Annotated in this window: 20 protein-coding genes; 4 read left to right on the top strand and 16 right to left on the bottom strand. The window is 60.1% G+C overall.

Going from position 1 to position 26,603, the window contains the following annotated elements; translation table 11 throughout:
- Positions 1-66: 66 nt before the first annotated feature.
- Positions 67-519 carry a GNAT family N-acetyltransferase gene (locus tag ACYZT5_RS26770; protein WP_462048118.1) on the bottom strand — a complete coding sequence of 151 codons (453 nt, stop codon included), beginning with the start codon at positions 517-519 and terminating at the stop codon, positions 67-69.
- 258 nt (positions 520-777) lie between these two features.
- On the opposite strand from ACYZT5_RS26770, the gene ACYZT5_RS26775 reads away from it, so the two are divergent.
- On the top strand, positions 778-1,515 hold the full coding sequence (locus ACYZT5_RS26775) for a substrate-binding periplasmic protein (RefSeq protein WP_462048119.1): 738 nt from the start codon (positions 778-780) through the stop codon (positions 1,513-1,515).
- 15 nt (positions 1,516-1,530) lie between these two features.
- On the opposite strand, the gene yccS is transcribed toward ACYZT5_RS26775, so the two are convergent.
- From yccS to betI, 9 genes are all read right to left on the bottom strand, one after another.
- A complete protein-coding gene (yccS, locus tag ACYZT5_RS26780; RefSeq protein WP_462048120.1) occupies positions 1,531-3,714 on the bottom strand; it encodes a YccS family putative transporter in 2,184 nt (727 codons plus the stop codon).
- Between the two features lie 126 nt (positions 3,715-3,840).
- Positions 3,841-5,019: a BaiN/RdsA family NAD(P)/FAD-dependent oxidoreductase gene (locus tag ACYZT5_RS26785; protein ID WP_462048121.1), complete on the bottom strand. Its 1,179-nt coding sequence runs from the start codon at positions 5,017-5,019 to the stop codon at positions 3,841-3,843.
- A gap of 146 nt (positions 5,020-5,165) precedes the next feature.
- Positions 5,166-6,503, bottom strand: a complete 1,338-nt coding sequence (gene dbpA, locus ACYZT5_RS26790) for an ATP-dependent RNA helicase DbpA (RefSeq protein ID WP_462052315.1) — start codon at positions 6,501-6,503, stop codon at positions 5,166-5,168.
- Between the two features lie 105 nt (positions 6,504-6,608).
- Complete coding sequence (mdtD, locus tag ACYZT5_RS26795) at positions 6,609-8,036, bottom strand: multidrug transporter subunit MdtD (protein ID WP_462048122.1); 1,428 nt, start codon at positions 8,034-8,036, stop codon at positions 6,609-6,611.
- A gap of 136 nt (positions 8,037-8,172) precedes the next feature.
- Positions 8,173-9,510, bottom strand: a complete 1,338-nt coding sequence (locus ACYZT5_RS26800) for a TldD/PmbA family protein (protein WP_462048123.1) — start codon at positions 9,508-9,510, stop codon at positions 8,173-8,175.
- A complete protein-coding gene (locus ACYZT5_RS26805) occupies positions 9,510-10,952 on the bottom strand; it encodes a TldD/PmbA family protein (protein WP_462048124.1) in 1,443 nt (480 codons plus the stop codon). The genes ACYZT5_RS26800 and ACYZT5_RS26805 overlap by 1 nt, the downstream gene beginning before the upstream one ends.
- Positions 10,953-11,197: 245 nt before the next feature.
- On the bottom strand, positions 11,198-12,901 hold the full coding sequence (betA, locus tag ACYZT5_RS26810; RefSeq protein WP_462048125.1) for a choline dehydrogenase: 1,704 nt from the start codon (positions 12,899-12,901) through the stop codon (positions 11,198-11,200).
- Between the two features lie 153 nt (positions 12,902-13,054).
- Complete coding sequence (gene betB / locus ACYZT5_RS26815; RefSeq protein WP_046045290.1) at positions 13,055-14,527, bottom strand: betaine-aldehyde dehydrogenase; 1,473 nt, start codon at positions 14,525-14,527, stop codon at positions 13,055-13,057.
- A 107-nt stretch (positions 14,528-14,634) separates the two neighbouring features.
- Positions 14,635-15,228 (bottom strand): transcriptional regulator BetI, encoded by a 594-nt coding sequence (betI, locus tag ACYZT5_RS26820; protein WP_462043890.1) that lies wholly within the window; start codon positions 15,226-15,228, stop codon positions 14,635-14,637.
- 379 nt (positions 15,229-15,607) lie between these two features.
- Between betI and ACYZT5_RS26825 the strand changes: the two genes are divergently transcribed.
- Complete coding sequence (locus tag ACYZT5_RS26825; protein WP_462052316.1) at positions 15,608-17,557, top strand: BCCT family transporter; 1,950 nt, start codon at positions 15,608-15,610, stop codon at positions 17,555-17,557.
- A 199-nt stretch (positions 17,558-17,756) separates the two neighbouring features.
- Here the strand turns inward: ACYZT5_RS26825 and choV are convergent, their stop codons facing one another.
- From choV to ACYZT5_RS26840, 3 genes are all read right to left on the bottom strand, one after another.
- Positions 17,757-18,935: a choline ABC transporter ATP-binding protein gene (gene choV / locus ACYZT5_RS26830; RefSeq protein ID WP_462048126.1), complete on the bottom strand. Its 1,179-nt coding sequence runs from the start codon at positions 18,933-18,935 to the stop codon at positions 17,757-17,759.
- Positions 18,932-19,777: a choline ABC transporter permease subunit gene (gene choW, locus ACYZT5_RS26835; protein ID WP_462048127.1), complete on the bottom strand. Its 846-nt coding sequence runs from the start codon at positions 19,775-19,777 to the stop codon at positions 18,932-18,934. Before choW ends, choV begins: the two co-directional genes overlap by 4 nt.
- A 66-nt stretch (positions 19,778-19,843) precedes the next feature.
- Positions 19,844-20,791 carry a choline ABC transporter substrate-binding protein gene (locus tag ACYZT5_RS26840; RefSeq protein WP_462048128.1) on the bottom strand — a complete coding sequence of 316 codons (948 nt, stop codon included), beginning with the start codon at positions 20,789-20,791 and terminating at the stop codon, positions 19,844-19,846.
- Positions 20,792-21,226: 435 nt separating this feature from the next.
- Here ACYZT5_RS26840 and ACYZT5_RS26845 point away from each other — a divergent pair, with 435 nt between their 5' ends.
- Complete coding sequence (locus ACYZT5_RS26845; protein WP_462048129.1) at positions 21,227-22,603, top strand: L-serine ammonia-lyase; 1,377 nt, start codon at positions 21,227-21,229, stop codon at positions 22,601-22,603.
- Between the two features lie 515 nt (positions 22,604-23,118).
- Positions 23,119-24,222: a choline metabolism transcriptional regulator GbdR gene (gbdR, locus tag ACYZT5_RS26850; RefSeq protein ID WP_201198415.1), complete on the top strand. Its 1,104-nt coding sequence runs from the start codon at positions 23,119-23,121 to the stop codon at positions 24,220-24,222.
- Between the two features lie 102 nt (positions 24,223-24,324).
- Here the strand turns inward: gbdR and ACYZT5_RS26855 are convergent, their stop codons facing one another.
- The 3 genes from ACYZT5_RS26855 to ACYZT5_RS26865 all read right to left on the bottom strand — a co-directional run bounded on the left by ACYZT5_RS26855 (position 24,325) and on the right by ACYZT5_RS26865 (position 26,501).
- A complete protein-coding gene (locus ACYZT5_RS26855; RefSeq protein WP_008151923.1) occupies positions 24,325-24,588 on the bottom strand; it encodes a hypothetical protein in 264 nt (87 codons plus the stop codon).
- A 259-nt stretch (positions 24,589-24,847) separates the two neighbouring features.
- Positions 24,848-26,011, bottom strand: coding sequence for a gamma-butyrobetaine dioxygenase (locus ACYZT5_RS26860; protein WP_462048130.1), 1,164 nt, complete (start codon positions 26,009-26,011; stop codon positions 24,848-24,850).
- 13 nt (positions 26,012-26,024) lie between these two features.
- Positions 26,025-26,501 carry a thioesterase family protein gene (locus ACYZT5_RS26865; protein ID WP_462048131.1) on the bottom strand — a complete coding sequence of 159 codons (477 nt, stop codon included), beginning with the start codon at positions 26,499-26,501 and terminating at the stop codon, positions 26,025-26,027.
- Between the last annotated feature and the right edge of the window lie 102 nt (positions 26,502-26,603).

The following is a 26,603-nucleotide window of genomic DNA, read 5'->3' on the forward strand; positions in this document are numbered from 1 at the left end:
CCGCGTCCCAAGAGCGGACGCAGAGCGTCCATTGAGGCATTCCCACGCAGAGCGTGGGAACGATCATTACTGGCGGCGCATTCCGATATGCGGAATGTCATCTTCGAGAAACTCCTCACCCGCCACCACAAACCCGTACCGCCCGTAATACCCCTGCAAATGCGCCTGGGCCGAGAGATAAATCGGCATTTCAGGCCAGTGCTTCTCAGCCTGCTTCAACGCCTGCGCCATCAGCTCATGCCCAAGCCCAGTGCCGCGCGCTTGAGGGGCAATGATCACCCGCCCGATCACCACGTCACCGCCCTGTAACTCCGGGTCGAGCAACCGCAGATACGCCACCAGCCGATCCCCGTCCCAGGCCATTATATGGTAGGTGTCACCTTCCAGATCCTGGCCATCGACGTCTTGATAAACGCATTTCTGCTCAACGACAAACACTTCTGCACGCAATTGCAGAATGGCGTATAGCTGCTCTTTGCCTAGATCGCTGTGGTGTTTGCAGACCCAATCGATTGTCATCTTCACATTCCTTGAACAACGTCGTTCCGATACTAAGCGCCCAGACGAAAGATGTCTTTATGGCAGAGGAATCTGTGACAAAGGCCAAAATGCCATCATTCATTTCGCGCGGCGTTGTCTTCTTTGTGTAATCTGAGATGAAGCGCTGTGCAGCGGCTTCGATGAGCTAATGTTAGTTCCTGGGTTTGGCAGTACAGGGAGCCTGGGAGTTTTGGCTGAAAACATGTCGGGCGTCCCGCCCGTTAAGGATTTTCTAGCATGCCGCGATTGCATCGAGCCTTTGCTTTGATTGGGTTGCTGTTGCTGACTCAAGGCGCGACAGCGGAAAGGCTGCGATTGGTGGCCGATGCCTGGCCACCTTTTACTGACGCCACGCTGGTCAACGGTGGGTTGGCCACGGACATCGTCAGCACCGCGCTGGCCAGGGCCGGTTATGCCAGTGATTTCGAACAAGTGCCTTGGGCGCGGGCGTTACTGGGGGTGGGTGAGGGTCGATACGACGTGTTGGTCAACGCCTGGTACACCGACGATCGCACGAAACTTGGCCAGTTTTCCGGCGAATACCTGCTCAACCGTGTGCGCTTTCTCAAGCGCAAAGACACACCGGTGGAATACAACAACCTGCAACAACTGCATACCTACCCGATAGCGATGGTGCGCGGTTATGCCTATTCGCCTGAGTTTGATGGCGACGTGTCGCTGCAGAAAGTCCCGGTGCATAACTTCTCCATGGCTGTGCGCATGGTCGCCGCGGACCGGGTCAAATTGACGCTGGAGGACGAATACGTCGCGCGTTATTACCTGGCCCGGGAATCATCCAAAGTACGCAATGCCGTGGAGTTTTTGCCCAAGCCGCTGAGCGAGAACAGCCTGCACATCCTGGTCAGCCTGAAGAACCCCAGGCATGAACAGATCGTCGCCGGTTTCGACCGCGAGATCGCGGCGATGAAAGTGGATGGGAGTTATCAGCGGTTGATGAAGCAGCATGGGATGTAAGTGCCGGGCCCACGCTCAATCCTCGCTCGTTTCCTTGATGAGGTGCGTTGCCAACGTCCGCAATGGCCCGAGCTGTCGGCAAATCAACCCCAACTGCGTCTGTACCAACCGCTGGCCTTCATCGATTTCGTCCGGCATCTGCTCAAGCGTATTGGCCAGTGCCTCTTCCTCATCGCTTTGAATCGCAATCGGCAGTTTGCTCGCCAGGCCTTGGGCAATTTCATCGATGCTGGCGGCCAGTTTCACGCCGGCGCCGTCGATCAAATGCTCGCGCACGTCGGGCGGTAGCTGGGTTTCCCGGTGTGCGCCCAGTCCGGATAAATAACTAAGCAAGGTGTGCGACAGCACCAGGAAGCGAAAACCGACATCCGCTTCCTTACGGAAATGCCCCGGCTCCATCAGCATGTTGGCGAGCGTCGTCGACAGCGCCGCATCAGCGTTGTGCGCGTTGCGTCGGGCCAGGCGATAAGCCAGGTCGTCGCTTTTGCCGGCGGCGTATTGCTGCATGATCTGACGCAGGTAAATGCTGTTGCAGGTCAGCGTGTTGGCCAGCACTTTATTCAGGCGTCGGCCCTGCCAGTCCGGCAAGAACAGGAATACCGCCAGCCCGGCGATCAGGCTGCCGAGCAAGGTGTCGAACAACCGCGGCAGGAACAGCCCGTAACCATCCCCGACCTGGTTGAAGCAGAACAGCACCATCAAGGTGATCGCGGCTGTGGCCAGGGTGTAGCGGGTGGTGCGGTTGATAAAGAACACCACCCCGGCGGCGATCGCGAAGCACGACTGAACCAACGGATTCGGAAACAGATCGAACAGCGCCCAGGCCACCGTCAGGCCAATGGCGGTGCCGATGATCCGCTGGCCGAGTTTGCGGCGGGTGGCGCCGTAGTTTGGCTGGCAGACAAACAGCGTGGTGAGGATGATCCAGTAACCCTGGGACGGGTGGATCAAATGCACCATTGCGTAGCCAATGCTCAAAGCCAGGGGCAAACGCAGGGCGTGACGGAACAGTAACGAGGTCGGTGTCAGCTGGGTGCGCAAGCGTGTCCAGACATCCTTGAGGCTGCGTGGTGAACGGTCGAGCAGACTGCTGTCGGTGGCGTCGGCCAGGGCATCGGGGTTGCTGGCGTCGCTGAGCAAGCGGTCGAGCGTGCCGAGGTTGGCCGCCAGTGCCCGCAACGAGCGCAACAACCCGCGCCAGGCCGGGTTGCTCTGAATGCGCAGGTGTTCGAGGGAGGCGTGCAGATCGCTCAGGGCTTCGGCGAAGCTGGCGTCATAGATGAACGGCTGGCGCATCTGGATGGATTCGGCCAGCGCACGGCAGGCCTTGCCTTGCTGGCGCAGCAGGCGCTGACAACGGAACATCACGTCGCTGTGAAAGAACGCATCGGCCAGGGCGTTGTAAGGGTAGTGTGAGGAACTGGCGCGTTCGTGGATGTCCTGAGCGAGGAAGTACAGCTTCAGGTATCGGCTGAGTTTCGAGCCCGGTCGACCGTCGCCGACCCGGTGCAGGATGATCTCCTTCGCGGCGTTCAGTGCTGCCACGACACGACCGTTTTGCTGCGCCAGTTCCAGTCGACGCGCTTCCACGTCCATCTGGCGGATCGGTTCGAACAGCGACGATTTCAGCTTCAGGTAAAAACCCAGTTCACGGAACAACCGCGCCAGGCTTTGCTGTACCGGTTGATTGGAAAACAGCGCCTGCCACAGCACCGAAAGCAAACCGTACCAGGCCGCGCCGGCCACCAGTAGCACTGGCTCGTGCCAGAAATCGGTGACTGCACCGCCGCGTTGGTCCACGCCGATCATGGTGTAGACCGACAGAATCAACGTCGCCGAAGCAATCGCGCCATAGCGTTCGCCCAAGGCGCCGAGCATGGTCAGGCAGAAGGCGGCGAGGGCGAAGGCGATGATGAAAAAGATGGGATAAGGGAACAGCAGTTCGACCGATAGCGCGGCGACCAGGAAACACACCAGCGTCACGGCCAGCGCATTGAGGCGGCCTTGCCAGCTGTCGTCGGTCTCGGCCAGGGCGCTGGCGATGATCCCGAGGAAGAGCGGGATCAGCAGCCCCATTTCATCCTTATACCAACACAGCGCCATGCTGCCGGTCAGGGCGATGAACACCCGCACGCTGTAGCTGAATTTATCCAGCGCCCAGAGGCGACGCAGAGACTGTTTAAATGGGGTCGATGGCATGAAGTGCGAGGGCCTTCCGAGGCAATGACGCTAAATTGAGCCAGTAATGACGCCGACGCAATGGCGCCGATCACATCTGACAGCAAAATCTGTTCCTTGATATCAACCACAGTTGTTTTGTGTGGGTCAGACGAATTGCGCAGCCGCGTAACCCGAGGCCCAGGCCCACTGGAAGTTGAAGCCGCCCAAATGCCCGGTGACGTCGAGCACTTCACCAATGAAATACAGGCCGGGGCTTTTCAGCGATTCCATGGTCTTGGACGAGACTTCCCGCGTATCGACACCGCCCAGGGTCACTTCGGCGGTGCGGTAGCCTTCGGTGCCGGCCGGTACGACTTTCCAGCTCGCCAGTTTTTCGGCGATGTCGGCAATTTCCGCGTGGGTGTACTGCTTCATCGGTTTGGACACGAACCAGTTGTCCGCCAGCAGGTTGGCCATCTTCTTGGTGAAGATTTCCCCCAGCAGGGTTTTCAGCTCGCTGTTCGGACGCTCGGCCTGCTGCTGTTGCAACCACGTCGGTACGTCGTGATCCGGCAGCAGGTTGATCTCAACCGTATCGCCGGACTCCCAGAACGACGAGATCTGCAAAATCGCCGGACCACTGAGGCCGCGGTGAGTGAACAGGATGTTCTCGCGGAAACTCTGGTCATTGCAGCTCACCAGGCAATCCACCGATGTACCGGACAGCTCGGTGCAAAGCTCTTTGAGCTGATCGGTGATGGTGAATGGCACCAGACCGGCGCGCGTTGGCAGCAACTCATGGCCGAATTGTCTGGCGACCTGATAACCAAAACCGGTGGCGCCCAAGGTTGGAATCGACAGGCCGCCGGTAGCGATCACCAAGGACTCACAGGTGATTTGGCCCAGCGTGGTGTCCAGCAAATAACCGCTTTCCAGCTTCTCGATGGTTTGGATCGAGGTGTCCAGGTGCAAGCTGACGCCAACCTGATCGCACTCGTTGAGCAGCATCTCGAGGATGTCGCTGGATTTGTTATCGCAGAACAACTGGCCGAGTTTTTTCTCGTGGTACGGCACGCCGTGTTTGGCGACCATCCCGATGAAATCCCACTGGGTGTAGCGGGCCAGGGCAGATTTGCAGAAGTGTTCGTTCTGCGAGAGAAAATTGTTCGGTTCGGTGTACATGTTGGTGAAATTGCAGCGGCCTCCGCCCGACATCAGGATTTTCTTGCCGGCCTTGTTCGCATGGTCGAGCAACATCACCTTGCGCCCGCGCCCGGCGGCGGTCAGCGCACACATCAAACCTGCGGCGCCAGCGCCAATGATCACGACTTCGGTAGAGCGCAAAACGGTGTCCTCACACAATGATCGTTCCCACGCTCTGCGTGGGAATGCCGCCATGGACGCTCTGCGTCCGCCGTTATGTGACGCGGAGCGTCACGGATGCATTCCCACGCAGACGGTTCGACGCCTCGACGTGGGAACGATCAGGGTCAGAGGATGCGAACGCGCAGCGAACGGCCTTTGATTTTGCCGTCGTTCAGGCGCTGCAAGGCTTGCTTGGCGATCCCGCGTTCAACAGCCACATACGCCTGGAAGTCGAAAATCGCGATCTTGCCCACCTGGGCACCCGGAATGCCGGCATCGCCAGTCAGTGCACCCAGAATGTCGCCCGGACGAACCTTGTCTTTACGGCCAGCGCCGATGACCAGCGTGCTCATCACCGGCAGCAGCGGACCGCCGCCCTGAGACTTGAGGTTGTCCAGCTGATCCCAGCTCAAAGGCGACTTCTGCAGTTGCTCGATGGCTTGGGCGCGGTGCGCTTCGGACGGGGCGACCAGGCTGATCGCAATGCCTTTCTCACCGGCGCGGCCCGTACGGCCAACACGGTGGATGTGGATTTCCGAATCACGCGCCAGTTCGACGTTGATCACCATGTCCAGCGCATCGATGTCCAGACCGCGCGCGGCGACGTCGGTGGCGACCAGTACCGAAGTACTGCGGTTGGCGAACATGGCCAGTACCTGGTCGCGGTCACGCTGCTCCAGATCGCCGTGCAGGCCGACGGCGGAGATGCCTTTGGCGGTCAGGTGATCAACGGTTTCCTGAACCTGCTGCTTGGTGAAGCAGAAGGCGACGCAGGACGCCGGACGGTGATGCGCGAGGACTTTAACCACGGCGTCCATGCGCTCTTCCGGGGAAATTTCGTAGAAACGCTGCTCGATCTGCGTGTCGTCGTGAAACGCCTCGGCCTTCACTTGCTGCGGATTGCGCATGAACTTCGACGCCAACTGCTTGATGCCCACCGGATACGTGGCAGAGAACAGCAGGGTCTGGCGACGCTCCGGGCACTGGGCGATGATTTCTTCGATGGAATCGTAGAAACCCATGTCGAGCATGCGGTCGGCTTCGTCGAGGATCAGCGTATTCAGGCCATGAAGGACCAGTGAACCCTTGCGCAGGTGCTGCTGAATACGTCCCGGGGTGCCGACGATGATGTGCGCGCCATGCTCAAGAGAGCCGATCTGCGGGCCGAAGGACACGCCGCCGCACAGGGTCAGGACCTTGATGTTGTCTTCGGAACGGGCCAGGCGACGGATTTCCTTGGCGACCTGGTCGGCCAGCTCACGCGTCGGGCAAATGACCAGCGCCTGGCAACCGAAGAAGCGCGGATTGATAGGGTTCAGCAGGCCGATACCGAAGGCGGCGGTCTTGCCGCTGCCGGTCTTGGCCTGGGCGATCAGGTCCATCCCCTTGAGGATCACCGGCAAGCTTTGCGCCTGGATCGGCGTCATCTGGGCATAACCGAGGGAGTCGAGGTTAGCCAGCATGGCGGCGGACAGCGGCAAAGTATTAAAAGCGGTGGCGATGGTGGTCACGGGACTGGCCTGCAAAACAAAATGTCGCGCAGTGTACCAGCCCGGTGGCCATTCGCCCTAAGGCTCGATGTGTTCTTCCGGACGCTTGACGCGCCGTCCGTCTTCCTTTGATAGCTGCGAAAAGATCGTCGCGGCCAGCATCGCCATGATTCCGACCGTCACAAAGGTCAGTTGGAACGCGCCCAGAACCGTGTCCACACCATCGTTACCGACTTCTGCAGTGAACCCGCCGAGCAGCGCACCGGCACAGGCAACGCCGAGGCTCAGGGACAATTGCGCGACCACCGACAGCAGGCTGTTGCCGCTGCTGGCGCTGGCGTCGTCGAGGTCGATCAGGGTCACGGTGTTCATCGCAGTGAACTGCAACGAGTTGATCGCGCCGAGGATCGACAGCATCACCAACAGCAACCAGTACGGTGTTTGCTCGCTGACCAGCCCCATGCTCGCCAGCATCAGCCCCAGCGCCAACGTGTTGCCGGTCAGCACGGTGCGATAGCCCAAACGTTCGATCAGCGGTCGCGCCACCGACTTGGCAACCATCGCCGCCGCCGCCAGCGGCAGCATGCTCATCCCGGCCTGGGACGGCGAATAACCCAGCGCCACTTGCAGCAGCAACGGCACGAGGAACGGTAGGGCGCCGCTGCCCAGTCGGGCGAACAGGTTGCCGAGGATGCCCACGGCAAACGTCCGGGTCTTGAACAGCGACGGCGCGAACAGCGGATTGTCGATGTGCCCGGCCCGCAACCAGTACGCCGCCAGACATGCCATGCCGCCGAACAGCAGCAACATCACGCGCAAGTGCGGCAGGTGCAGTTCGCCGAGCCCTTCCATGGCGATGGTGATCAGCACCATCGCGGCACCAAACAACAAAAAGCCCAGGCTGTCGAAACGCGTGCGCTCACTGCCACGCAGATCGGGGATGAATTTCCACACCGCGTAACACCCAATGGCGCCCACCGGCAGGTTGATCAGGAAGATCCAGTGCCAGGTCAGGTATTCCACCATCCAGCCGCCCATGGTCGGGCCGATCAACGGGCCGAGCAATCCGGGAATGGTGATGAAGCCCATGATCCGCACCAAATCCGAGCGCGGGTAGGCACGCAGCACCACCAATCGCCCGACCGGCAACATCAGCGCACCACCCAGGCCCTGGATCACCCGCGCGCCAATCAGCAGGCTCAGGGTGCTCGACAACGCGCAGAGCAACGAGCCGAGGCTGAACAGCAGAATCGCGCCGAAGAAGATTTTCTTGGTGCCAAAACGGTCGGCTATCCAGCCCGAGGCGGGGATCAGCAAGGCGACGGTGAGCATGTAGGCGATGATCACGCCCTGCATGCGCAAGGGGTCTTCAGCCAAGTCTCGGGCCATGGCGGGCAGGGCGGTGTTGAGAATGGTCCCGTCGAGGGATTGCATGAAGAAAGCGATGGCGACGACCCACGGCACCCAGCGGGCGGTGACAGCGTCGAGAGGCGGGCGGTTGGGCATGGGACCTCTTGTTGTTGGAGATGATCGTTCCCACGCTCCGCGTGGGAATGCAGCTCGGGACGCTCCGCGTCCCTGCCGAAGCGATTGCTGCGCGTCCATTGAGGCATTCCCACGCGGAGCGTGGGAACGATCGGTGTCAGAGGGTCAAGGTCAGTTTGCTGATCAACGCACCCGGCAATAGCGCCGAGGCCGTGGCCCGCTGGCTGTAGGTGCTGGCCGACAACATCAGCTCGCGCTCTTCGGTCAATGCCTCCAGCTGCGAACCCAGCAAACTGTAGGCACTGTCATCAAACCGCATGGTACTCACCGGCGCCTGAATCTCGCCGTTCTCGACCCAGAAGGTCGCAAACCGCGTCATGCCGGTCAGGCGTGCCGCCGGCTGATCCGAGTAGTTCAGGTACCACAGGTTGCTGATGTACAAGCCAGTGCCCAATTGCTTGAGAATCTCTGCGTCAGGCAACGTGCCGGCCGCCATGTTCACTGCGCTCGGCATTTCACCACCGCTGGCGCCATTGGCGGTCAGACCGTACTCGGCCGCACTGCGTGAACTGACCATCTGCGCGCCGGCCTTGCCGTTGACGATCAACCCAAGATCGCTGCGCGGATAACCTTCGCCGGAGAATGCCGGGCTCAACGAACCGCTGACTTTTTCATCGACGGACACCAACGGGCTGAACGAACTGTCGCCCGCGTAAAGCTTCTGCAGCGGACTGTTTTTGCTGGCAATCGACTGCGCCGAGAAACCACCCCAGCCCAGCATGTCCATGATTTCCCCCAGGGCGGCCGGCGCTAGATAGGCGCGGTACTGACCCGGCGCCAGGGTGTGTTGCGATTTGCCGAGAAACGCCAACTGCTCGCGCGCCAGCACAAAGCGCCTGGCAAACCCTTCGCTGTTCCAGTCGTGCCCGGCGTAGCTGGCTTTCACCGCCTGGCCGTTGTCATGAAACAGGCTGAAGTCGAAGTTGAAGCTGTTGGCCTGGTGCCAGCCGAACGCGCCCGAAGAGCTGGCGAAACCACGACTGATCGGGCCGGCCGCATAGAAACCCACCAGGTCCAACCCTTCGGCAGCCTGGGTGATTTCGGCCACAACCTGCTCGGTGTCCGGCAGTGGATGATCCTGCACGTTCTTGCTCTGCCAGCCGGTTAAGTTGAGCAGCAAGTACGGATCCTGCGGCAGCAACGGCAAGGTTTCGCGCAACTGTTGCAGACCTTCGGCGAGGCGCTGAACATCGACTTCGGCATCACCGGAAAGGGTGATGTTCAGGTCGGCGTGGCGACCCTCGTTGATCAGTTTGAAACCGACGCTCGCCTGCTGCACCTGCCCGGCCTGACGGACCTTGGCGTGGTTGAAACGCACGAAGGCCGACGACTCGGCGGCGTAGCTGAGGGTGAACTGTTCCGGCTCGCGAATCGCATCGCGCAGCCAGTTGACCAAAGCCTTGAACGACTCGGCCTGATTTTTTGAAGTACTCATCAGGCATCTCCCCCAAACACATCCACATTGCTGAACACGCAGGCCGGCGACGCATGGCCGACGCGGATCACCTGGTTCGGTTCACCCTTGCCGCAGTTCGGCGTACCCAGGACCTTGACGGTGTTCGCATCGCCGACGGCGCTGAGGCTTTTCCAGAACTGCGCGGAAATTGCCCGGTAGTTGGGGTTTTTCACCACGCCTTTGAGTTCGCCGTTTTCGATCAGCTGAGCCCATTCGCAACCGAACTGGAACTTGTTGCGCGCATCGTCGATGGACCACGAGCGATTGGTCGACATCACGATGCCGTGTTCGATGTTGCCGATCAGTTGCTCCAACGGTTGATCGCCGGCCTCGATGTTCAGGTTGGCCATGCGGTCGATTGGCGGGCGGTTCCAGCCGCAGGCGCGGCTGTTGGCGACGCCATCCATACCAGCACGGAATTGCGACAACGCACCACCCAGTGGACGCAGCAGCAAACCTTCTTTGATCAGGAATTGCTTGCTGGCAGCCGTGCCATCGTCGTCATGGCCGTAACTGGCGAGTTGCTCGGGGATGTCCGGATCGAAGGTCACGTTGAGCAGTTTGGAGCCATATTGCAGGCGGCCGAAGTCTTCTGCCTTGACGAAACTGGTGCCGGCGTAATTGCGTTCGTCGCCGAGGATGCGGTCCAGCTCCAACGGGTGGCCGATGGATTCGTGGATCTGCAGCATCATTTGGTCCGGCATCAACAGCAGGTCGCGCGGGCCTTGCGGGGTGTTCGGCGCCAGTAGCAATTGCAGCGCCTGGTCGGCGATTTTCGGTCCGGCGCCGACCAGGCCGCAGCGGCTGATCACATCAAAACCGCCCTGTTGGCCGAAGTTCTCGCGGCCCAGGGTGCGGGTCTGGCTGTCGCTGCCGTCATAGGCGGTGACTTCCAGGCTCGGATAGACAAAACGCTGCGCCTGACGCAGTTCGGCGCCGGCGCTGCTGAGGTAGATCTGTTCGACGTGGGTGATGCCGATGCTCACCTGCCAGTTCACCAGTCGCTCGTCCTGGGGCACGGCGGCGGATTCGGCGCCGAGCAGTTGGTAACAATCGCTCAGGGACGGGAAGGGCTGGTCCAGGTTCGGCGAAAAGTAGTCGGCGCGGTCACTGGAGACGGCTTGCTCGCGCAGGTCGAGCAGGGCGTGGGGCTTGAGTCGACGGGCTTGTTGTTCGGCTCGCTCCAGCGCGGCTTGCAGGCCGGACTGGGACAGGTCGTTGGTCGCGGCGTAGGCTTCGACGCCGTTGACTCGAACGGTCAGCATTGCGCCTTCGTCACGGCTCAGGCTCGGAGGTTCGGCGACATTCTTGCGCACCGACAGGTATTGACCGGACTCGCGCACATAACGCAGCGAAAAGAATTCAGCGCCCGTGCGCAAGGCAGCGAAGCGCTGCTTGAGCTGGGGGTGGAAATCGAACATTCGGGAACCTCCTTGGTATGGAGCGGCGGTGTATCGATGTTGCGAGGGGGTGAAACGTTTGCGTGGCGCTAGATTAGGCCTGCGTGGGGGGTAGGATCAAGCGCGGGGAGGTGTGGGAAAGGATTACTTCGGGAAGTGTGGTGCTTGGTCGGGCGTCTTCGCGGGCAAGCCTCGCTCCTACAAGGAATCGCGTTCTCCTGTAGGAGCGAGGCTTGCCCGCGAAGGACGCGCCTCGGTGTTACGTCTTACTGAGCAGTAGGACTCACATCCCGCAACGGCTTGCCACGCACCGGTGCACCACCGGCCACGAAGTAGGCGGCCTTGCTGCGCGGCAACGGCTTGCGACCACGGATCTTGTCGGCGATTTTCTCGGCGATCATGATCGTTGGCGCGTTCAGGTTGCCAGTGGTGATGATCGGCATGATCGAAGCGTCGACCACGCGCAGGGCTTGCATGCCATGCACACGGCCTTCGGCATCAACCACGGCCATTTCGTCGGTGCCCATCTTGCACGAGCAGGACGGGTGGAACGCGGTTTCGGCGTGTTCGCGGATGAACTTGTCCAGCTGCTCATCGGTTTGTACGTCGATGCCGGGGCTGATTTCGCGGCCACGGAAAGCGTCCAGTGCAGGCTGTTGCATGATTTCACGGGTCAGGCGGATGCCGTCACGAAATTCCTGCCAGTCCTGCTCGGTGGCCATGTAGTTGAACAGGATGCTCGGGTACTCGCGCGGATCCTTGGACTTGGCCTGAATGCGACCACGGCTCGGCGAACGCATGGAACCCATGTGCGCCTGGAAACCGTGCTCTTTCACGCCGTTGCTGCCGTTGTAGTTAATCGCGACCGGCAGGAAGTGGTACTGGATGTTCGGCCAATCGAATTCTTCGCGAGTCCGGATGAAACCGCCGGCTTCGAATTGGTTGCTGGCGCCGATGCCGGTGCCGTTGAACAGCCACTCGGCACCGATGGCCGGCTGGTTGTACCAAAGCAGTGACGGGTACAGCGAGACTGGTTGGGTGCACGCGTATTGCAGGTACAACTCGAGGTGATCCTGCAGGTTTTCGCCGACGCCTGGCAGGTCGTGGACCACCGGGATGTCGAGCTTGTTCAGCAGTTCGGCGGGGCCGACGCCGGAGCGTTGCAGAATCTGCGGCGATGCGATGGCGCCGGAGCACAGCAGCACTTCTTTGCGGGCGCGGGCTTCAACGCGCTCTTCTGCGGCGCCGATCAAGTAACGCACGCCGACTGCACGCTTGCCTTCGAACAGAATCTTGTCGGTCAGGGCGTGGGTGACGATGGTCAGGGTCGAGCGCTTCTTGGCGATGTCCAGGTAACCGCGAGCGGTGCTGGCGCGACGGCCGTTCGGCGTCACGGTGCGGTCCATCGGGCCGAAGCCTTCTTGCTGGTAACCGTTGAGGTCTTCGGTGCGCGGGTAACCGGCTTGCACGCCGGCATCAACCATCGCCTGGAACAGCGGGTTGTTGCCGGCTTTCGGCGTGGTCACGCTGACGGGACCGTCGCCACCGTGGTAGTCGTTCGCGCCGATGTCGCGGGTTTCAGCTTTGCGGAAATACGGCAGGCAGTTCAGGTAGTCCCAGTCTTCCAGACCTGGCAGTTTCGACCAGTTGTCGTAGTCCATCGCGTTGCCGCGGATGTAGCACATGCCGTTGATCAGCGAAGAACCACCCAGGCCCTTGCCGCGACCGCATTCCATCCGACGACCGTCCATGTGTGGCTCTGGATCGGTTTCGTACCCCCAGTTGTAGCGACGGCCTTGAAGCGGGAACGCCAGGGCGGCCGGCATTTGCGTGCGGAAGTCCAAGCGGTAGTCCGGGCCGCCTGCTTCGAGCAGCAGAACGGTGACGCCTTCGTCTTCAGTCAGACGGGTCGCCAGGGTGTTACCGGCCGAGCCGGCACCGATGATGATGTAATCGAATTCTTGGGACATTAAATGCACCCTCTTTGAAGTTGGTCAGGTCAGGCCATGGCGAGTGCTGCGCACTCGATCGCGGGCAAGCCTCGCTCCTACAAGGACCACGCAGGACCTGTAGGAGCGAGGCTTGCCCGCGAAGGCGGCCTCGCAGGCGAAACAAATACCGCCTTAGAAAACCGAGGCGTAATCGCCCAGTTCGACCTGTACCGATTTGATGCGTGTGAAGTTGTTCAGCGAGCTGATGCCGTTCTCACGGCCCACGCCCGACTGCTTGTAGCCGCCGACCGGCATCTTGGCGTCGGATTCGCCCCAGGCGTTGATCCAGCAGATACCGGCTTCCAGTTGATGAATCACGCGGTGAGCGCGGTTCAGGTCCTTGGTGACGACACCGGCGGCCAGGCCGAACTCGGTGTCGTTGGCACGACGGATCACTTCTTCTTCGGTTTCGTAAGTCAGGATGCTCATTACCGGACCGAAGATTTCTTCGCGAACGATGGTCATCTCGTCGGTGCAGTCGGTGAACACGGTCGGTGCCACGAACGCGCCTTTGGCGAATTCGCCTTCGGTCAGACGGCTGCCGCCGCACAGAACGCGAGCGCCTTCTTCCTTACCTTTGGCGATGTAACCCAGCACGCTTTCCATGTGGGCGAAGCTGACCAGCGGGCCGAAGTTGGTGTTCTCGTCTTCCGGGTTGCCGACGCGAATGCGCGCAACGCGTTCAACGATCTTGGCTTCGAAAGCGGCTTTCAGGTGGCTCGGCACGAACACTCGAGTGCCGTTGGTGCAGACCTGACCGGAACTGTAGAAGTTGGCCATCATGGCGGTGTCGGCGGCGCGATCGAGGTCGGCGTCGTCGAAAATGATCAGCGGGGATTTGCCGCCCAATTCCATGGTCACGTCTTTCAGCGACGAAGCAGAGGCGCTGGCCATGACCTTCTTGCCGGTGTCGGTGCCGCCGGTGAAGGAGATTTTTTCGATGCGTGGGTGTTCGGTCAACCAGGTACCGACTTCACGGCCGCTACCGGTCAGCACGTTAAACACGCCAGCCGGAACGCCGGCTTCGGTGTAGATCTCGGCCAGTTTCAGCGTGGTCAGGGACGTGACTTCGCTTGGCTTGAAGATCATCGCGTTACCGGCCGCCAGGGCCGGTGCGGATTTCCACAGGGCGATCTGGATCGGGTAGTTCCACGCGCCGATACCGGCCACGACGCCCAGCGGCTCGCGACGGGTGTAGACGAAAGAAGTGGTGCGCAGCGGGATTTGCTCGCCTTCGATGGCCGGAACCAGACCTGCGTAGTACTCCAGCACGTCAGCGCCGGTGACGATGTCGACGTACTTGGTTTCGGAGAACGACTTACCGGTGTCCAGTGTTTCCAGGGCGGCCAGTTCATCGTTGCGCTCGCGCAGGATGTCGACGGCACGACGCAGGATGCGCGAACGCTCCATGGCGGTCATTGCAGCCCAGATTTTCTGGCCCTTTTCGGCGCTGACAACGGCGCGCTCAACGTCTTCCTTGGTCGCACGTTGTACGGTTGCGAGGACTTCACCGTTAGCCGGGTTGATGGCTTCGAAGGTGGCGTCGCTGCTGGCGTCGGAGTAGCCGCCATCGATGTAGAGTTTTTGCAGTTCGAAACGGGCCATAGTGTCCTCGCAAGTGCATAAGTGGTTGGCGTTGACCACTGGGCGTGCCTTTTAGCTTGGGCAACGCTGGTCAGTGGCAGTTCAGGGGTTGAGCGGTTATGTGTGCTCTAACTCACCTGCTTGGCCAGTTGGAAATCCATGTATTCGTAAGCGATCTGGTGCGCCTGCTCGGTGTCGAAAGCATCTCCCGACAGCGCGCCGCGCAACCACAAGCCGTCAATGAGGGCTGCCAGGCCGCGGGCGGCGCTGCGCGCTTGATCAAGCGGCAACACACGGCGGAACTGGCAGCACAGGTTGGAATACAGACGGTGATCGTTGATCCGCTGCAACCTGTGCAAAGACGGGTGGTGCATGCTGGTGGCCCAGAAGGCCAGCCAGGTTTTCATTGCCGGGCCATTGACCTGGCTGGCGTCGAAGTTGCCTTCGATGATCACCTGCAGATGCGCCCGTGGGCTGTCATCTGCCAGCGCCTGACGGCGCGCGGTGACGTTCTCGCTGAGGACACTCATCAGGTACTGCGCGGTGGCCGCGATCAGGCCGTTCTTGTCCTGAAAATAGTGACTGATGATGCCATTCGAGACACCCGCCAAACGGGCGATCAGCGCAATGCTGGCGTCCCCCATTCCGACCTGATCTACCGCCTGCAACGTGGCTTCGATCAACTGCTGGCGGCGGATGGGTTGCATACCGACCTTGGGCATCTTGCACATCTCCTTAGGCCTTCCGGTGGACGTGAAACGTCTATCGGATTGAAGGCCAGTCTATTTTGTTTTGATTGAACGTTCAATCAACAAAGAATAAGATCTGCGACAATTCGTCGCTGCCTACAGGTTTTTCCTACATGTAGTTGGCGGAAAAACGACATCCCAAAACGCTCGAAACCCACGCGCACTGGCGCTCCCGGGCTTCGGGCTTTTTTCGGGGTGTCTTTATATCACCCGCTGGTCGGCTGCCAACTAAGCGATTGGTCGGGTAGCGCGTTGCCTTGTGTTCTTCTCTCGCACTGCCTGGAGCATCTGTGCCATGAGTTCTGCCTCTCTTATAAAGACCCCACCCGAGAAGGTGACGGTCAACGGTTGGGTGTTCTACACCTCTACCGCGTTGATCCTGCTGTTGACCGCCATTCTGATCATCGCCCCGCAAGAGGCCGGCAGATTGCTTGGTATTGCCCAGGCCTGGTTGTCCCGCAGCTTCGGCTGGTACTACATGGTGGTGATCGCCGCTTACCTGGTCTTCGTGGTCGGCCTGGCGTTTTCGTCCTACGGCAAGCTCAAGCTGGGCAGCAAGGACGACACCCCGGACTTCAGCTACGGCGCTTGGGCGGGGATGCTGTTCTCGTCGGGTATCGGCATCTCGCTGCTGTATTTCGGTGCCTCCGAGCCGCTGGACCACTACTTCAATCCGCCGGAAGGCGTGGCTGCCAGCAACATGGCCGCCCGTCAGGCCGTTCAGCTGACGTTCCTGCACTGGGGCCTGCATGGCTGGGCGATCTACGCATTGGTCGGTCTGGCCGTGGCCTATTTTGCTTACCGTCATAACCAGCCGCTGGCGTTGCGTTCTGCGCTGTATCCGCTGGTCGGCGAGCGATGGGTCAAAGGCGCCGCCGGTCACGCGGTGGACGGCTTCGGCATGTTCGTGACCCTGCTGGGGCTGGTGACGAACCTGGGGATTGGTTCGCTGCAAGTGTCGTCGGGCCTTGAAAACCTGTTCGGCATGGAGCACAGCAACACCAACCTGCTGATCGTGATCATCGTGATGAGCACCGTGGCGACTATCGCGGCTGTGTCGGGTGTGGAAAACGGTATTCGCCGTCTGTCCAACCTGAACATCGTGCTGTTCAGCGGCCTGCTGATTTTCGTGCTGTTGTTCGGCCCGACCCTGCACCTGCTCAACGGCTTCGTGCAAAACGTCGGCGACTACCTGAACGGCGTGGTGCTGAAGACCTTCGACCTCTATGTGTACGAAGGCGACAGTGAGAAGTCCGACCGCTGGTTGGGCCTGTGGACCCTGTTCTACTGGGCCTGGTGGATTTCCTGGGCCCCATTCGTGGGTATGTTCATCGCGCGTATTTCCCGTGGTCGCACGGTGCGTGAACTGGTAGCCGGCGTGCTGCTGATCCCGCTGGGTTTCACCCTGGCATGGTTGTCGATCTTCGGTAACTCGGCCCTGGACCTGGTGATGAACCATGGGGCGGTGGAACTCGGCAAGACGGCGCTGGAACAGCCGTCGATGGCGATCTACCAACTGCTTGAGCACTACCCGGCGTCGAAAATCGTGATCGGCGTGTCGATCTTTGTCGGTTTCGTGCTGTTCCTGACCCCGGCGGATTCCGGCGCGGTGATGATGGCCAACCTTTCGTGCAAGGGCGGTAACGTCGACGAAGACGCCCCGCACTGGCTGCGGATCTTCTGGTCGGCGGTGATCACGCTGGTGACCATCGGCCTGCTGTTCGCCGGTAACTTCGAAGCCATGCAAACCATGGTGGTGCTGGCCGGTCTGCCGTTCTCGGTGGTGCTGGTGTTCTTCATGTTTGGCCTGCACAAGGCGATGCGCCAGGACGTGCAGATCGAACAGGAGCAAGCGGAGCTCGCAGCGCGCGGTCGTCGTGGTTTCAGCGAGCGTTTGACTCAGCTGGACTTGCAGCCGAATCAGTCGATTGTTCAGCGTTTCATGGACAAGCAAGTCAGCCCGGCGCTGGAAGAGGCCGTGATTCAATTGCGTGGTAAGGGTCTGGACGTGCAAACGTTGCTGGGCAAGGCCAAGCGTTGCATGGGCCTGCGGATCGAGATGGAAGAGGGCAACCCTTTTGTCTACGAAGTGAGCCTGGATGGCTATCTGGCAGCGGCGAGCGACACGGTGTCGGGGGAAAGTGCTGATGAACCGCGCGCACGTTATTACCGCGCCGAGGTGTACTTGCACAACGGCAGCCAGGATTACGACTTGATGGGCTTTACTCAAGATCAGATCACCCGTGACGTGCTCGATCAGTTTGAAAGCCATCGGCAGCTCCTTGGCCGGGTCTATAGCTAAGCAGCTAAAACAGAAAGGGGCTCATTAGAGCCCCTTTTTTGTGCCTCAATGATCGTTCCCACGCTCTGCGTGGGAATGCATCCTGTGACGCTCCGCGTCACGTCTGCAAAGGGACGCGGAGCGTCCCGGGCGGCATTCCCACGCGGAGCGTGGGAACGATCACGCCGCGATCCTCTCGCGGCGTTTTGTGTCTGTTGCCTTACCCCAGGTTCTTGCCGAGCAACGCGTGATACAGCTCGTTGTCACCCAGAATCCCGACAACCTCGTTGTTGTGGTGCAGAACCAGCTTGTTACCCGTGTGATACCGAATCTGCAGCGCGTCGCGCATGCCGATGTTCGAATCCACCAGGGTTGGTCGACGACCCAGGCCTTCAACCGCTTGCCCTGGAATCCAGTTTTGCAGGTCCAGGCTCGCGCCGTTCTGGCGTGCGCCTTTGATGGTGTTGCCTTCGGCCAGGTCCAGCCAGGAATCGCCACCCGGATCTAGGCATACCGAACCGTTGACGCGTTTGCAGTTGTCCAGGGTGCGCATCAGGCTGCGACCGCACAGCACGTTCAGCGGGTTGGTATGGGCCACGAAGGTCCGCACGTAGTCGTCCGCAGGGTTGAGGACGATCTCTTCCGGCTTGCTGTACTGGACGATCCGACCGTCTTTCATGATCGCGATACGGCTGCCCAGCTTCAGTGCTTCATCGAGGTCGTGGCTCACGAACACGATGGTTTTGTTCAGCTTGCTTTGCAGCTCCAGCAGTTCGTCTTGCAGGCCTTGGCGGATCAGCGGATCGAGTGCCGAGAACGGTTCGTCCATCAGCAGAATGTCGGCGTCCATCGCCAACGCGCGGGCCAGGCCCACACGTTGCTGCATACCACCGGAGAGCTCGTCGGGTTTCTTGTTGCGCCACTGGGTCAGGCCCACCAGCTCAAGTTTTTCATCGACCAGTTTTTTCCGTTCCTTCTCCGGACGTCCCTGCATTTCCAGACCGAAGCTGATGTTCTCGCGAACGGTCAGCCAAGGCATCAGGGCGAACTTCTGGAACACCATCGCAATGCGCTTGGTGCGCATCATTTTCAATTCCGCCGGGGTGCAGGAAGCGATGTCGATCTGCTTGCCTTCGTGCTCGACGAACAACTTGCCGCGGCTGACGGTGTTGAGGCCGTTGATACAGCGCAGCAAGCTGGACTTGCCGGAGCCGGACAGGCCCATCAGTACGCAGATTTCACCCTTTTCGACATCCAGGCTGGCCTTTTCGACGCCGACAATCTGCCCGGTCTTTTTCAGGATCTGGTCACGGGTCATGCCCTGATCGAGGAGTTTCAAGGCCTCGCGCGGGTCTTTGGAGAATATTACGTCGACGTCTTCGAAGCGAATAATGCTCATGCGTCACCCCCTACTTTAGCGTCGGGTTGTTTGCAGATACGGTCGAGCATGATCGCCAGCAGTACGATCGCCAGGCCCGCTTCGAAGCCCAGGGCGATATCAGCAGTGTTCAGTGCGTTGACCACGGGTTTGCCCAGGCCGTCGGCGCCCACCAGTGCCGCGATCACCACCATCGACAACGACAGCATGATGCACTGGGTGATACCGGCCGCGATGCTTGGCATGGCGTAGGGCAGTTCGATGCGTGCGAGCAGTTGACGGCGCGAGCAGCCGAAGGCTTTGCCGGCGTCCATCAATTCTGCGGGAACATCACGGATACCCAGGTAGGTCAGGCGGATAGGTGCGGCAATCGCGAACACCACCGTAGAAATCAGGCCCGGGACCACACCCAGACCGAAGAGGGTCAGGGTAGGAATGAGGTACACGAAGGTCGGCACGGTCTGCATCAGATCGAGCACCGGACGCATCAGTGTGTAAAACATCGGTTTATGCGCGGCGACGATGCCCAACGGCACGCCGATGATCACGCAGACGAAAGTGGCAAACAGCACCTGGGCGAGTGTTTCCATGGTTTCCTGCCAGTACCCCAGATTGAGGATCAGCAGGAAGGAGAGGATGACGAAAACGGTCAGCCCCAATTTTCGTTGAATAAAGTGTGCCAGTAGCGCGATGAGGCCGATCAATGCCAGCGGGTTGAACCAGGTCAGCGCAAAAGTCACGCCGTGGATCATCGTTTCCAGTGACACGGCGATTGCGTCGAAGGTGCTGGCGCCGTGTTGCGTCAACCATTCAACGAAGCCTGCGATGTACTGGCCTAAAGGTATTTTCTGATCAATCAGCATGGTAGTGAACGTCCGCATGCAAGGAAATAAACAGCCCGGGGAAGCTAGCTTCCCCGGCGTAAGCGATTACTGCGCGAGCTTGGCTTTCACGGCCTCCAGGCCTGGTTTACCGTCAATGGTGGTCACGCCAGCGAGCCAGGTATCGAGGACCTGTGGATTCTTTTTCAGCCAGGCCTTGGCGGCCGCGTCAGGCTTCATTTTGTCGTCCAGGATGTTGCCCATCAGCGAGCTTTCCATGTCGACGGTGAACTCCAGGTTTTTCAGCAAGGTGCCGACGTTGCTGCATTCCTGGGCATAACCCTTGCGGGTGTTGGTCGCCACGGTGGCGGCACCGAAGTCCGGGCCGAAGAAGTCGTCACCACCGGTGAGGTATTGAATCTTGAAGCGTTTGTTCATCGGGTGCGGCGCCCAGCCGAGGAACACCACGGCGGTGTCGCGTTTCTGGGCGCGGTCGACTTGCGACAGCATGCCCGCTTCGCTGGACTCGACGATCTTGAATCCGGCGTCTTTCAAGCCGAAGGCGTTCTTGTCGATCATACTCTGAATCAGACGGTTGCCATCGTTACCCGGTTCGATGCCGTAGATCTTGCCGTCGAGTTCTTTCTTGAATTTCGGGATATCAGAGAAGTCGTGAAGGCCTTTGTCATACAGCGCTTGAGGTACGGCGAGGGTGTACTTGGCGCCTGTAAGGTTGGTGCGCACGACGTCGACGGTGCCGGCATCGCGATAAGCCTTGATGTCGTTTTCCATGGTCGGCATCCAGTTACCGAGGAACACGTCCATGTTCTTGCCATCGGCCAGGGACTTGTAGGTCACCGGCACGGAAATCATCGTGGTTTTGGTCTTGTAGCCCAGTGCTTGGAGGACGACGCTGGTGGTGGCGGTAGTTGCAGTGATGTCGGTCCAGCCGACATCGGAGAAGTTTACGGTGCTGCATTGAGCCGGTTCGGCGGCTTGAGCCAGAAACGGCAGACTCAGCATGGCGGCCAACAACAACGACGGGGAACCTTTCATGGATGGACTCCTTGGTGTTTTTTTTGGCAGTGTTCCGACTGGACCACCGCACTTATAGGTTGCGGTTGGATGGCGTTTTGGAGACAGCTCTACCACGGCGCCTTGCAATCGAGTCGATACGATCATGTACCAGTGAAAATCTGACGCCTACAGGGGGCGTCGTAACCAGTACAGGGATGGTCGCATCCAGTGTCGGTGACGTCGTTTACAGCTTTTTTCAGCCCCCTTTGCCCCTCTGATCCGCAAAAAAACGGCGAAAACGCAGCGTCAAAGGCCCGCGGCGTTAGTGGGCATGAGTGCGTCGGTGTGAGACGTCGAACGACATGGCAAAAGCCTGATGATGCGGCCATCTCGGCGGATTGCAGCTTCAGCGTAGCAGCTCCGTCACTGGGCGCTTTTGCGTCTGGAGTTGGGACATCCAGGAGTTCGGCAGTAATGGCTATCAGTGTTTTCGACCTGTTCAAAATCGGCATTGGCCCTTCCAGTTCGCACACCGTGGGACCGATGCGGGCCGCGGCGTTGTTCGTGCAAGGTTTGCGTGAGCAGGGTCTTTTGGAACAAGTAAGGCGCGTCGAAGTTCAGCTTTACGGTTCGTTGTCGGCCACCGGCATCGGTCACGGCAGCGACAACGCGGTGATCATGGGCCTGATGGGCGAGTGGCCGGACGCGATCGATCCGTCGCAAATCGGCATCCGCATCGCAACCCTGCGCGAAACTCATACGCTGTTGCTCGACGGTCGCTTGTCGGTCCCGTTCATCTGGGCTCGGGACATGCGCCTGATCGACGAAAACCTGCCGTTCCACCCCAACGCCATGACCCTGATCGCCGAAGACGATGACGGTGAGCTGCATCGCGACACCTACTATTCCATCGGCGGCGGTTTTGTCGTCGATGAAGCACAAGCCTCCAGCGGCGTGGTGGACCTGGATCGCACGGTGTTGCCGTACGATTTCTCCAGCGCCGTCGAGCTGCTCAGCCTCTGTAAGCAGCACAACCTGCGCGTTGCCGAATTGATGATGGCCAACGAGAAGGTCTGGCGCAGCGAAGAGGAAATCCGCGCCGGCCTGATGAAACTCTGGCGCGCCATGCAGGATTGCGTCGAACAAGGTCTCAAGCACGAAGGCATCCTGCCCGGCGGCCTGAATGTGCGCCGTCGCGCGGCCAAGTTGCATCGCAGCCTGCAAGAGCTGAACAAACCCAATGTGATCGGCTCAACCTTGAGCGCCATGGAGTGGGTCAACCTGTTCGCCCTGGCGGTCAATGAAGAAAACGCCGCTGGCGGGCGCATGGTCACGGCGCCGACCAATGGCGCGGCGGGGATCATTCCGGCGGTGTTGCACTACTTTATGAAGTTCAGTGAGGTGGTGACCGACGCCAACGTGGTCGACTATTTCCTCAGTGCGGCAGCGGTAGGGATTCTGTGCAAGAAGAACGCTTCGATTTCAGGTGCCGAAGTCGGTTGCCAGGGCGAAGTCGGTTCGGCCTGCGCCATGGCGGCGGCCGGGTTGGCGGAGATCCTCGGCGCCACACCGGAGCAGCTGTGTAACGCGGCGGAAATCGGTCTGGAACACAACCTCGGTCTGACCTGCGACCCAGTGGGCGGGCTGGTGCAAGTGCCGTGCATCGAGCGCAACGCGATTGCCGCGGTGAAAGCCATCAACGCGGCGCAGATGGCGCTGCGTGGCGATGGCCAGCACTTTATCTCGCTGGATCGGGTGATCCGCACGATGCGTGATACCGGAGCCGATATGCATGACAAATATAAAGAGACATCGCGTGGTGGGTTGGCGGTTAGCGCGGTGGAGTGCTGATACCGAGTTGACCCCGTTCGCGGGCAAGCCTCGCTCCTACAGAATCACGCGATCCCTGTAGGAGCGAGGCTTGCCCGCGAAGGCGTCAGACCAGTCAAAACTGCGCACTAAGTGAACACCCGATCTAAAACGCGCCACGTTTTGGCGCGTCGCTTACAGATAAGCGACTTCACCCAGATCAGGGATCCAAGTTGGCCAATACCGCCTGTCACCTGTGCTTGCGGTGACACTCTCCATCAGGTCGCTGTAGCCCTGTTCCCACAAGTGCTACCGATTTGCTCACGCCCAACGGGGCAGAGCGCCTCTCGCCGATAATGGCACTTATAACCCCCACTCGCGGCGCGGCTTATATAGACGCGCTGCGACGTCGTTTTCAGGAGTTATTGAATGACCATTCAACTTTAGGCATGGCAATTGCTCTGTCATTACAAAGCCCGTCTCCCACGCGAGAACGATGGCAATAACAAGAGCCTCCGCCTGAGGCCATCACCCGCTTTGTGTGAGGAGATACCGCGATGACGACGTTCAACTCCGGGGCTCAACCCCAGAACCGTGCGCCTCAATCCATCGGCTTTTTGCTGCTGGACAATTTCACGCTTATTTCTCTGGCCTCCGCAGTAGAACCCCTGCGTATGGCCAACCAATTGTCCGGCCGCGAGCTGTATCGCTGGACCACACTCACCGTCGACGGCGGCCAGGTCTGGGCCAGTGACGGTCTGCAGATCACTCCCGACTGCTCCATGCACAAGGCTCCCGCCCTGGACACCATCATTGTCTGCGGCGGTATTGGCATCCAGCGCACTGTTACCCGTGAACACGTTTCGTGGCTGCAAAGCCAGGCGCGTCAGTCCCGCCGTCTCGGTGCGGTCTGCACCGGCAGTTGGGCCCTGGCGTGCGCCGGCCTGCTGGATGGTTTCGATTGCAGCGTGCACTGGGAATGCCTGGCCTCGATGCAGGAAGCTTTCCCGCGTGTGGCCATGAGTACGCGCCTGTTCACCCTCGACCGTAACCGTTTCACCAGTTCCGGCGGCACCGCGCCGCTGGACATGATGCTGCACCTGATCAGCCGCGATCACGGTCGTGAACTGTCGGCCGCGATCTCGGAAATGTTCGTCTACGAGCGCATCCGCAACGAGCAGGATCACCAGCGTGTGCCGCTCAAGCACATGCTCGGCACCAACCAGCCGAAGTTGCAGGAAATCGTCGCGCTGATGGAGGCCAACCTGGAAGAGCCGATCGACCTCGACGAGCTGGCGGTGTACGTCGCCGTGTCGCGTCGTCAGCTGGAGCGGCTGTTCCAGAAATACCTGCACTGCTCGCCGTCGCGTTATTACCTAAAACTGCGCTTGATCCGTGCTCGGCAACTGCTCAAGCAAACGCCGATGTCGATCATCGAAGTGGCGTCGGTATGCGGGTTCGTTTCTACACCGCACTTCTCCAAGTGCTACCGCGAATATTTCGGCATTCCGCCGCGTGACGAGCGCGTAGGTTCCAACACCACGCAACAAGTGGCGATGATGCCGCTGCCACAAGCGTTGGTGCTGTCGCCATTGTCCGGGCCGTTGTCGGCGTTGAGTCAGGCACGCAACGAGTCGACGTTCGCCAGCGTAAGGCTCTAATGCTCTGATCGTTCCCACGCTCTGCGTGGGAATGCCTCAATGGACGCTCTGCGTCCGCTTCGACAGGGACGCGGAGCGTCCCGGGCTGCATGTGAAGAAGTATCAGGCGCTACGGCTCTGCTGATACTCCGCCAGAGCAGGCAGCAATTGCTTATCGATAGCTTGGCGCACGGCCGGCAGGATGGTCGCGCTGCTGGTGTACATCTGCTTGACCATCGTGCGCAGTTCCGTTGCCCGTTCGTTGTTCAAACCCCGTACCGCGCATTCGCAGGCCTGCTCGGCGGTTGCACCAGGGGGCACTGCAAATCCTAACGCCTTGAGCTGGCCCAACAGGTCTTCCTGGTCTATCAAATCGGCGTACATCATGACGCAATCCTTCTTCAGGGAACGGTGTCGTGGCTCGATTCTCGTAGGGGTGCACAGTGGCGGCAAGGACGATTTGTCGCAATGGCCGCAATACCTATGAACAGGTCGTTTTCGGCTAACTTGCTGCGGATGGGAGTGGGCACACTGGAGTCAGCTGGCTTCACGAAGGTTTGGTCACCCTCGCGCAACGGCTCCTCAACAGTACCTACCTCTGCCCCGATCCTGTCACGGCTTGATCGGGGCTTTTTTTGGCTGGGGTTTAACGCTGCAGGACGAGGATGCGCGACAACAATTCATCCCGGTCGACATAGCAACCCTGGAAATGCCGGGCGCCGGTGGCGGGGTCGAAGGCGTTGCGGGCGTGGAGGGTGCGGCGGTTGTCGAAGCACCACATTTCACCGGGATTTAGCCGCATCATCACCCGGAATCGCGCTTCGCGGGTCATCGCAATGAAGCGGCGGTAAGCGTGATAGAGAGTGGGCATCTGCTCGACCGACGCATCGAACGGGCCGCGCAGAAAGTTCGCCATGCGGATTTCCGAAACCTGCCCGAAGGCATCCAGAGCGATGATCGGCGCGAGACGACGGTAGTCGCTGTGGCGGTCTTTATTACGGAACTCCACAGGGATTTCGCAAAGGCTTTTAAACGCCTCGGGATCTTCCTGACGCAAGGCTTCGGCAATGGCAAAACCGTCGACGAAAATACTTTCGCCACCGTCGGCGTCATTAACCAGGCAATGCAGAAATTGCAGCCCCGGTTGCAACTCCCGAGTCGGCAAATCGCTATGCAGCGGCAGGTTGAAAGCGGTGTAGGCATTGCTGTCGGCATCGGCCTTGGATTGCACGTTGAACAGCACGCCAAAATTGCTCTCGCGGATGAAGGAAATCCGCTGGGCGATCAGCTTCAACGAGCCTGGCTCGGTGGGCACGCCGCGGACCTGGGTCAGGCCGATATCGCGCACCGTCAGCAGCCATTGCAGCAAGGCGTCGTTGTCGTTCATCAACGCCTGGTATTCGAACACCGGAAACTTCAGGTTGCTGTTCCAGAGCTGGCTTTTGGGCTTGGCGTCCCGGCGTTCGGCGCGGGACTCATCATCGTAGGCGTGGGCCCGTAACCAGCCAGGATCGAAGCGGCTGAGATGGCCGTCCTGCCAATCGACACGCAGGCAGCCTTCGGCATCAATGCTGACGTGCGAGGGCTTCAGGTTTTCGGCGACGTCGACGATTTCCAGCACTTGCTCGCGGGTCACGGTGTAGACGCACAGCGGGCACGGACAGTTGTCCCGCAACCACTGATGATGAAACGGGCTGACACGGTCGTCGGCCCAATTCACTTGAACTCGGTCCGCCAGGGTTTGTACGGCGGTCAACGCGCTGATCAACGGGTAGGTACGGAAGTCGGCAAAAGCGGCGGCGGTATTCATGGCGATCTCCTTGTCATTTTTTCGGCGGTAATGCGATCACTCGGCCAATGTAGGCGGGGGCGGGCAGGTCGGCTTGCTCGGCGACGATGGTTTGCAGCTTGCTCAAGGTCTCTTCGCTGAAGGGTGCGGATCTAGGGCCGGCGAGGTCGACGTGCAGCAGCATTTGCTCGTTGCCCGCCAGCTCCTTGTCGTCGCCCACCCGATGCAGGCTGTGATAGAGGTGCAGACGTTTGCTGTCGTGGCCGATGATTTGGGTGTGCACTTCGACGTCGGTGTCGAGCTTCACTTCGTGCAGGTAATTGAGGTGCAGTTCGAGGGTGAACAGCGAGTTGCCGCTGGCTTCGCGGTTGTTGCTGTCCATTCCCAGGCGATCCATCAGCGCGTCGGTGGCGCAGCTGAAAATCAGCAGGTAGAAGGCATCGCGCAGGTGGCCGTTGTAGTCGACCCAGTCGGGGATGATTTTGGTTTGGTAGGTGGTGAGGGTGGGCATGATTCTCTCCAGGCATGATCGGGGATGATCGTTCCCACGCTCCGCGTGGGAATGCAGCCCGGGACGCTCCGCGTCCCAAGAGCGGACGCAGAGCGTCCATTG

It is taken from the genome of Pseudomonas sp. LB3P14, assembly GCF_054898045.1.